Genomic DNA, 9,578 nt, shown 5'->3' with positions numbered 1-9,578 from the left:
AATCGGGTTCGGAACGGGTCGCGTCCTCCGCCGACCATTCGACATCGCCGCACAGCGAGCGGGCCAGGCGGACACTGCGTTCGATCGCCTCCAGCACGTCGTCCGGCGACTTGTTGAGCTTGACGCGCATGTGGAGCGGGGAGGTGGCGATAAAGGTGTGGATACGCGGGCGTTCGGCATGACGCACCGCGTCCCACGCGCGTTCGATATCGGCAGCACCGGCCCGCGCGAGGCTGGCGACGATGGCGCGCTTACACTGCCGCGCGACGGCCGCGGTCGCGTCGAAATCGCCCTGGCTGGCGATGGCGAAGCCGGCTTCGATGACATCGACCCCCAACGCCTCCAACTGCGCGGCCACCTGAAGCTTTTCCTCGATGTTCATCGAACAGCCGGGGGACTGTTCCCCGTCGCGCAAGGTCGTGTCGAAAATCAGGATCACATTGGGGTCTGTCACGGGTCCGCTCCTTGGAGTCTGGCGGAAAAGCCTCTGGGGTTCTGGTTCCCTTAAGCGCCGTGGCTCATGCGGCCCATGAACGGGCCAAGCGACATCGCACGCCTAAGGGCGTGTAAGTCGAAGCAGCAGGAGGCGACCGGCGATCATGCCATAGCGATTAGCGGATGTGGCCGGTCAATGTCTACCCGCGCCGATGCGAAAAGCGCGCGCCGGCGCGGTGCAGACGTGCGTGCCCGCTGTTTTACGTCATTCCGGCGGACGCGGGATCCAGCGAAGTCATATGGTCGTCGCGCGAAGCAGGGGGCTTGAACGGCAACCGGTATCGGTGACTCAGCTGGATCCCGGCATCCGCCGGGATGACGGTTCGGGGGCGGGTGGCCGCCCCCGAACCGTCAGTTCTTAGCCTTGTCGACCAGCTTGTTCTTGCCGATCCACGGCATCATGGCGCGCAGTTCCGCGCCGACCTTCTCGATCGGGTGGGCGGCAGCGAGCTTGCGGCTGGCCTTCAGCTCGGGCTGGCCGGCACGGTTGTCGAGGACGAAGCGGCTGACGAAGCGGCCGGCCTGGATGTCCTCCAGTACGCGCTTCATTTCCGCCTTGGTTTCGGACGTGATGATGCGGGGGCCGGTGTGGATGTCGCCATATTCCGCGGTGTTGCTGATCGAATAGCGCATATTGGCGATGCCGCCCTCATACATCAGGTCGACGATCAGCTTCACTTCGTGCAGGCATTCGAAATAGGCCATTTCCGGTGCGTAGCCGGCCTCGGTCAGGGTTTCGAATCCGGCCTGGATCAGATGGGTCAGGCCGCCGCACAGCACCGCCTGTTCGCCGAACAGGTCGGTTTCGCATTCTTCCTTGAACGTCGTTTCGATCACGCCCGAACGGCCGCCGCCGACCGCGGAAGCATAGGACAGGGCGACGTCATGCGCGTTGCCGGATGCGTCCTGATGAATCGCGATCAGGCAGGGCACGCCGCCGCCCTTCACATATTCGCCGCGGACGGTGTGGCCGGGGCCCTTGGGCGCGATCATGAACACGTCGATATCGGCGCGCGGTTCGATCAGGCCGAAATGGACGTTGAGGCCGTGCGCGAACGCCAGCGCGGATCCGGGCTTCAGGTTCGCGTGCAGATCGTCGGCGTAGATCGCCGCCTGCAATTCGTCAGGCGCCAGGATCATGACGATGTCGGCCCAGGCCGCGGCCTCGGCGTTGGTCAGCACCTTGAAGCCCGCGTCGGTGACCTTCGATGCGGTGGCGGAACCGGGGCGCAGCGCGATCGCGACCTCGGTCACGCCGCTGTCGCGCAGGTTCTGGGCATGGGCGTGACCCTGGCTGCCATAGCCGACGATCGCGACCTTCTTGCCCTTGATGAGGCCGATGTCGGCGTCGGAATCATAGTATACGCGCATTGATGTTCCCTTTCGTTATCCGGTTCGAGGATGGGTGCGGATCGGCCTCACCCTTCCACGCGCAAGGGCGCGCGGACCCCTCCCTCTCCCGGTGGGAGAGGGAAAAAAGATGTCAGACGGCGTCGCGGCCGCGGGTGATGGCGACGACGCCCGTGCGGGCGACCTCGACCAGGCCGACTTCGCGCATCAGCTCGGTGAACTTGTCGATCTTTTCGGTGCCACCGGTGACTTCGAACACGAAGCTGCTGATCGTGGCGTCGACCACGCGGGCGCGGTAGACCTCGGCCAGCCGCATCGCCTCGATCCGCTGGTCGCCGATGCCGACGACCTTCACCAGCGCGAGTTCGCGGGTCACATGCGGGCCCCAGGCGGTGAGATCGGTCACCTTGTGGACCGGCACCAACCGGTCGAGCTGGGCGATAATCTGTTCGATGACGGCTGGCGGCCCGGAGGTGACGACCGTGATCCGGCTGATCGCCGCATCTTCGGTCACATCGGCCACCGTCAGGCTTTCGATATTGTAACCGCGCGCAGAGAACATGCCGGCAATGCGGGCGAGAATCCCCGCTTCATTGTCGACGGTGACAGAGAGCGTGTGGCGCTCGGTGGCTTGTTGGGTGATGTGCATGACAGGCTTTCTATGTCCGTCATCCCGGCGCAGGCCGGGATCTCGTCGTGGCCGGGGCGTCCCTGGCCCCAGAGAGATCCCGGCATTCGCCGGGATGACGATGATCGCGGATACGGGTCAGACCAACGCCTTCGCGGTGTCGTCCATCTCGCCCGAAACCTCGCTCTGGTACAGGAGCATGTCGGTGTGGGCAGCGCCGCTGGGGATCATCGGGAAACAGTTGGTGAGCTTCGACACGCGGCAATCGACCATCACGGGGCCTTTCACCGCCAGCATCTCCGCAATGCCGTCGTCCAGGTCGTCGGGCTTGGTGATCCGGAGACCGGTCCAGCCATAAGCCTCCGCCAGCTTCACGAAGTCCGGCAGCGCCTCCGAATAGCTGTGCGAATGCCGCCCGGCATAGGTGAGGTCCTGCCATTGCCGGACCATGCCCATATATTCGTTGTTGAGGATGAAGACCTTGACCGGCAGTTCATATTGCAGTGCGGTCGCCATTTCCTGGATGTTCATCTGGATCGAGGCTTCACCGGCGATGTCGATGACCAGCGCGTTCGGAAAACCGATCTGCGCGCCGATCGCCGCCGGCAGACCATAGCCCATGGTGCCGAGCCCGCCGCTGGTCAGCCACTTGTTCGGGCGTTCGAAGTCGAAATGCTGCGCGGCCCACATCTGATGCTGCCCCACCTCGGTCGAGATGATCGGTTCGAGATGATGCGTCGCCGCCCACAGCCGCTTGATGGCATGTTGCGGCATGATCTCCGCCAACGACGCGGGGTAGCTGAGCGATTTCTTGGCACGCCAGCCATCGATGCGCGCGAACCAGGGGGCAAGATCCTGGCGCTCGTACTGGCGCGCCTTCCACAGCTTCACCATGTCCTCCATCGCGCGGCCGACATCGCCGACAATTCCGAGATCGACGCGGACATTCTTGTTGATCGAGGAACGGTCGATGTCGATGTGGATCTTCTTCGATTTCGGGCTGAACGCATCCAGCCGGCCCGTCACGCGGTCGTCGAACCGCGCGCCGAGGCAGAGGATCAGATCGGCATCGTGCATGCCGTAATTGGCTTCGTAGGTTCCGTGCATGCCGAGCATGCCGAGGAAGGCAGGGTGGCTGGCCGGGAAGCAGCCGAGCCCCATCAGCGTCGAGGTCACGGGCGCGCCGCACAGCCGCTGCAGTTCGTGCAGCATCTGGCTCGCGCCCGGGCCGCTGTTGATGATGCCGCCGCCGGTGTAGAGGATCGGCCGTTCCGCGGCGGCCAGCATCTCCACCGCAGCCTCGATCAGCTTGGTATCGGCCTTCACCTGCGGACGATAGCTGCGATGCGTCACCGCGCCGCCCGGCTTGCGGTAGCCGGCGGTCGCGACCTGCACGTCCTTCGGCAGATCGATCACCACCGGGCCGGGGCGGCCACTGGTCGCGATATGGAACGCCTCATGCACCACATCGCCCAGCGTGGCGGGATCCTTCACCAGATAATTATGCTTGGTGCAGTGGCGGGTGATGCCGACCGTGTCGCATTCCTGGAACGCGTCCGTGCCGATCAGCGCGGTCGGAACCTGGCCGGTGATGACCACCATCGGAATCGAGTCCATCAGCGCATCGGCGATACCCGTCACAGCATTGGTCGCGCCCGGACCCGACGTCACCAGCACCACGCCGGGCTTGCCAGTGGCGCGGGCATAGCCCTCCGCCGCGTGCGCCGCGCCGCCTTCCTGCCGGACGAGGATGTGGCGGATCTTGTCCTGACGGAACAGGGCATCATAGATCGGCAGGACCGCGCCACCCGGATAGCCGAACACGACCTCGACCCCGAGGTCGGTCAGTGCCTGGATCAGGATATCGGCGCCGGAGCGTTCGGCCGTCATAATCATCGTCCCATTTCGTGTGTTGCGGCGCGGTAGGCGTTATAAACTAATGCGTCAACAGCTTTGTGCGCAACAATGTTACAAGTTCTGCAAGGTCTTGGCCGTCGTCGCGCGGCCAACTGGCCGGCGGCTGATGGTGGAACCAGGTATATTGCCGCTTGGCATACCGCCGGGTCGCGGCCGATGCGGCGGCGATCATCTCGCTGCGATAACAGTCTCCGGCGAGGAAGCTGGCAATGTCGCGTACGCCGATCGCGCGCATGACCGGAAGTTCGGGATCGAGCTTGCGGGCGAGCAGCGCCTCGACCTCCGCCACCGCGCCGGCCTCCAGCATCGTTTCGAATCGCCGGTCGCAGCGGGCATAGAGCAGGTCGCGCGGAGGAAGCAGGATCATGGGTATGATGTCGATGCGATCGGCAATGCCGCCGGTCCGGCTGTCCTGCCACGATGCCAGCGTGCGGCCGGTGGATCGCACGACTTCCAGCGCGCGCCAGATCCGGGCGGCGTCGTTGCGGTTGAGGCGGGTGGCGGCGTCACCATCCTCGCGCTGCAACGCGGCCCAGGCTTCACCGGGAGACAGGGCGCGCACGGCTTCGCGAATGGTGGGATCGATATCCGGCACCGGGGCAATGCCGTCAAGCAGGGTGCGGATATAGAGGCCGGTGCCGCCCGCGACGATCGGAACGCGTCCTTCGGCCAGCGCTGAGTCGATCGCGTCCGCCGCCGCGATCGCCCAATCGGCGGCGGAAGCGGCGATTGCCCCGTCCTGCGTCCCGAACAGGCGGTGCGGGGCACGCGCTTCCTCCTCCGGCGAGGGGCGCGCCGACAGGACCCGCAAATCGGCATAATATTGCGACGCGTCGGCATTAACGATGGTGCCGCCCACCGCCTCCGCCAGGTCGAGCGCAAGCGCGGACTTGCCGCTGGCTGTCGGCCCTGCGATGAGCGCCACCTTCGGACGCGGGGGAGTTTGGGTCATGGTCATCGCGACGCTGATAGCATCGGATCGCATCGATGCGCGCACGATCGAACAGGCGTGCGACGCAATTTCCGGCGTCGGTGGCATTCCGGGCCAGATTGCCTGGATCGAACCCGATGTCGCAGTCGATATTCCGGTGCTGCGCGTGGACGGCAGTGCGGCGCGCGCGGCACTGGAAGGATTGTTTCCCGGCGTGGACGTGGTGGTGCAGCCACGCGCGGGACGCGAGAAGCGGCTGATCGTGGCGGACATGGATTCGACGATGATCACGATCGAATGCATCGACGAACTGGCGGACTATGCCGGGATCAAGGCGGAGGTGGCGGACGTCACCGAGCGCGCGATGCGCGGCGAACTGGATTTCGAAGCGGCGCTGGATGCGCGGGTGGCGTTGCTGAAGGGCCTGGACGTCGCCGTCATCGATCGCTGCTATGCCGAACGGGTGCGGATCATGCCTGGCGCACAGGCGCTGGTGCGGACGATGACCGCGCGCGGCGGGCGGGCGGTGCTGGTCTCGGGCGGCTTCACGGTGTTCGCGGACCGGGTGGCGGCGGAGATCGGCTTTGATCGGGCGGTATCCAATATCCTGGAAGTGGCCGGCGATGTGCTGGCCGGCACGGTGGCGCGGCCGATCGTGGGCGCAGCGACGAAGGAAGCGCTGCTGATCGTGGAGCGGGACGGGCTGGGGCTGGCGCCGTCCGCGGTGTTGGCGGTGGGTGACGGCGCCAACGATATCCCGATGATCCAGGCGGCAGGACTGGGGGTGGCCTATCATGCCAAACCCAGGACCGCGGCGGCGGCGGCGGCGCGGGTGGAGCATGGCGATCTGAGCGCGTTGTTGTATGCGCAGGGGATTGCGAAGGCGGATTGGGTTCTGTGAGACAGCGGATCGGTTGCTACCATATCCCAGCGCGGGCGGGGATCCCGTTTCCTTCGTTCTACGTCCGTTCCGCACCCTGGCTGGGCCCCGCATTCGCGGGGGGTACGTCGGTCAGCGCTTGCGCGGGGGCAACCGGCAGGCCGGCAGCTTGAACTTGACGAGGTCGGCGCAGGGGCGGACCTGAACCGATTGGTCGGCACCGATGAAGATGCCATAGTCCGCACCGCGGCCGCAGCGCGCGCTCCACATCGACAGGTTGCGGAACGATCCCTGGCGAACATCCTGTTCGACACGATCGCACCAGAGCGTGCTGTCTAGGATCGCGCGGCGGAGAACCGCGCGGCGGGGGATGTCCTTCAGCCTGGCGAGGCGGTCGCTGAACGGATTGGGCACCGGTTTCTGTGCCGCCGCAGGGACCGTCAGCGCCAACATCGCAAGCGCCCCAAGGATCGTTTTCATCGCGCGTCTCCGACAGGTCAGGACAGGATCTTGGCCAAACCCTTGGACAGCTGCAACGCTCCATGCAGGCGTGCCTTCGGGTCGGGCCAGGGGCGGGTGATGACCAGCTTGTTGTCCGGGCGCAGCTTGGCCGTGCCCTTCAGCCGGTCGACATAGGCGAGCAGCCCAGGGATATCGGGGAAGCGATCCTCATGAAAGCTGACCAGCGCGCCGCGCGGGCCGGCATCGAGCTTGGCGATGCAGGCGTTGCGGCAGTTCAGCTTGGTTTCGATCACGGTCAGCAGGTTCTGGGTCGCGTCCGGCAGCGGACCGAAGCGGTCGATCAGTTCGGCCGCGAATGCCTCGATCGCGGGCTTGCCGTCCAGTTCGTTCATGCGGCGATACAGACCCATGCGCAGGTCGAGATCGATGATATAGTCCTCCGGCAGCAGGATCGGCGCGTCGATCGTGATCTGCGGACTGAAATGATCGCGGACGCGGTCGTCGCGGAGCGACCCGGCCTTGGCCTCGACAATCGCCTCTTCCAGCATCGACTGGTAGAGTTCGAAGCCGACTTCCTTGATATGCCCGGATTGTTCGTCACCCAGCAGGTTGCCGGCGCCGCGGATGTCGAGGTCGTGGCTCGCCAGCTGGAACCCGGCGCCCAGCGTGTCGAGGTTCGACAGGATGTGCAGGCGTTTCTGCGCGGTTTCCGTGATCGTGCGTTCGGCCGGGGTGGTGAGATAGGCGTAGGCGCGCGTCTTGGCACGACCGACGCGACCGCGAATCTGATAGAGCTGCGCCAGCCCGAAACGGTCGGCACGGTGGACGATCATGGTGTTGGCGGACGGAATGTCGAGCCCGCTTTCGATGATGGTGGTGGATACCAGCACCTCGAACTTGCGATCGTAGAAGGCGGACATGCGCTCCTCCACTTCGCTGGCCGCCATCTGGCCATGGGCGGTGACATAGCGGACCTCGGGCACTTCCTTGCGCAGGAACTCCTCAATGTCGGGCAGATCGGCAACGCGTGGAGTGACGAAGAAGCTCTGTCCGCCGCGATAATGCTCGCGCAGCAGGGCCTCGCGCACGACCACCGGATCCCATGGCATGACATAGGTGCGCACCGCGAGCCGATCGACCGGCGGCGTCTGGATGACCGACAGTTCGCGCAGGCCCGACATCGCCATCTGCAACGTGCGCGGGATGGGGGTGGCGGTCAGCGTCAGCTGGTGGACGTTGGTCTTCAGCGCCTTCAGCCGTTCCTTGTGGGTGACACCGAACCGCTGTTCCTCATCGACGACGACCAGCCCGAGCCGCTTGAATTCGATGCCCTTGGCGAGCAGCGCGTGGGTGCCGATCACGATATCGACCGTGCCGTCGGCCAGCCCTTCCTTGGTCTGGCGCACTTCCTTCGCCGCGACCAGGCGTGACAGCCGGCCGATGTTGAGCGGGAAGCCCTGGAACCGATCGACGAAGTTGGTGAAATGCTGGCGCGCGAGCAGGGTGGTGGGGCACACGACCGCGACCTGCATGCCCGCCAGCGCCGCCACAAAGGCGGCGCGGAGCGCGACCTCCGTCTTGCCGAACCCGACATCGCCGCACACCAGCCGGTCCATCGGCCGGCCGGCGGACAGATCGCCCAGCACATCGTGAATGGCGGCGTCCTGATCCTCGGTTTCCTGATAGGGGAAGCGCGCGGTGAATTGCGCATAGCCGCCTTCGTCCGCCTCCAGCACATCCGCCGGGCGAAGCGCGCGCGCGGCGGCAGTAGCCATCAGTTCGCCCGCGATTTCACGGATGCGTTCCTTCATCCGGCTCTTGCGTGCCTGCCACGCCACGCCGCCGAGCTTGTCGAGCCCGACGCCATCCTCCGCATTGCCGTAGCGGGAGAGGATGTCGATGTTCTCGACGGGGACGTAGAGCTTGTCGCCGCCGGCGTAGCTGAGCATCACGCAGTCGTGCGGACTGGATCCGACCGGGATCGATGTCAGCCCTTCATAGCGGCCGATGCCATGATCGACATGGACGACCAGATCGCCCGGCGACAGCGTGGCGAGTTCGGCGAGGAAGGCATCGGCGGATTTCTTGCGCTTCGGCCGCCGCACGAGCCGGTCGCCGAGCATATCCTGTTCGGTCAGCACGGCGAGGTCGGGCGTGGTGAAGCCGTGATCGAGCGGGACCACCGCCAGCGCGATGCCGTTGCCGCCCTGCGCCTTGCCCAGCGCATCCTGCCAGCTGTCGGCCAGCGCGAACTTCTCCAGCCCGTGATCGCGGAGCAGGCCGGAGAAGCGGTCGCGCGATCCCTTGGTATAGCTGGCCAGTACGACCTTGCGCTTCTGCTTCTTCAGCGCGGCAACATGATCGACCACGGCATCGTAGATATTGGCGTGCTGCGCGCGTTCCGGTGCGAAGTCGCGGGCCGGGTCCGCCCCGAAATCCACCGTGGTCGCGCTGTCGGGTTCGTGAAACGGCGCGACCAGGTGCACCGGACGATCGGCGATGATCGCCGCCCAATCCTTCGTATTGAGGTACAGCGTGGTCGGCGCGAGCGGCCGGTAGCTGCCGGGATCGGACGACTGCGCACGCACGCGGTTCGCATGATAGTCCGAAATCGCCTCGAACCGCGTTTCGACCGAGCGATCGGCGGAGGCATCGCGCAGGATGATGTCGTCGTCGGACAGATGGTCGAACAGGGTGGCAAGCCGTTCCTCGAACATCGGCAACCAATGTTCCATGCCCGCCAGCCGGCGCCCGTCCGAAATCGCCTGGTACAGGGGATCACCGGTGGCGGTGGCGCCGAAGCGTTCGCGGTAGGCGCCGCGGAACCGCTTGATCGAGTCTTCGTCCAGCAGCGTTTCCGAGGCGGGGAGCAGCGTGAAGCCGTCGATCCGGCCGATCGTGCGCTGATCGGCGAT

At 65.7% G+C, this 9,578-nt stretch carries 7 protein-coding genes and 1 pseudogene; 1 reads left to right on the top strand and 7 read right to left on the bottom strand.

Features of this window, described 5'->3' with window-relative positions; genetic code table 11:
- From VF649_RS06940 to miaA, 5 genes and pseudogenes are all read right to left on the bottom strand, one after another.
- Nucleotides 1–454: pseudogene (locus tag VF649_RS06940) on the bottom strand (2-isopropylmalate synthase); the annotation flags it as partial.
- A 392-nt stretch (nt 455–846) separates the two neighbouring features.
- A complete protein-coding gene (ilvC, locus tag VF649_RS06935) occupies nt 847–1,866 on the bottom strand; it encodes a ketol-acid reductoisomerase (protein ID WP_331011232.1) in 1,020 nt (339 codons plus the stop codon).
- A 112-nt stretch (nt 1,867–1,978) separates the two neighbouring features.
- Entirely contained in the window at nt 1,979–2,494 is a 516-nt protein-coding gene (ilvN, locus tag VF649_RS06930) for an acetolactate synthase small subunit (RefSeq protein WP_331011231.1), read from the bottom strand.
- Between the two features lie 117 nt (nt 2,495–2,611).
- Nucleotides 2,612–4,363 carry an acetolactate synthase 3 large subunit gene (locus VF649_RS06925; RefSeq protein ID WP_331011230.1) on the bottom strand — a complete coding sequence of 584 codons (1,752 nt, stop codon included), beginning with the start codon at nt 4,361–4,363 and terminating at the stop codon, nt 2,612–2,614.
- A 46-nt stretch (nt 4,364–4,409) separates the two neighbouring features.
- A complete protein-coding gene (miaA, locus tag VF649_RS06920; protein WP_331011229.1) occupies nt 4,410–5,348 on the bottom strand; it encodes a tRNA (adenosine(37)-N6)-dimethylallyltransferase MiaA in 939 nt (312 codons plus the stop codon).
- Here miaA and serB point away from each other — a divergent pair.
- Nucleotides 5,341–6,222: a phosphoserine phosphatase SerB gene (gene serB, locus VF649_RS06915; protein ID WP_331011228.1), complete on the top strand. Its 882-nt coding sequence runs from the start codon at nt 5,341–5,343 to the stop codon at nt 6,220–6,222. The genes miaA and serB overlap by 8 nt on opposite strands.
- A 111-nt stretch (nt 6,223–6,333) precedes the next feature.
- Here the strand turns inward: serB and VF649_RS06910 are convergent, their stop codons facing one another.
- Nucleotides 6,334–6,681, bottom strand: coding sequence for a hypothetical protein (locus VF649_RS06910; protein ID WP_331011227.1), 348 nt, complete (start codon nt 6,679–6,681; stop codon nt 6,334–6,336).
- A gap of 17 nt (nt 6,682–6,698) precedes the next feature.
- A partial coding sequence (gene mfd, locus VF649_RS06905) for a transcription-repair coupling factor (RefSeq protein ID WP_331011226.1) occupies nt 6,699–9,578 on the bottom strand: 2,880 nt, incomplete at its 5' end.

Source organism: Sphingomonas sp. (assembly GCF_036387535.1).
GTDB lineage: Bacteria > Pseudomonadota > Alphaproteobacteria > Sphingomonadales > Sphingomonadaceae > Sphingomonas_R.
The sequence above is the reverse complement of the archived record's forward strand: the minus strand, read 5'-3'. Positions and strand labels throughout refer to the sequence as shown.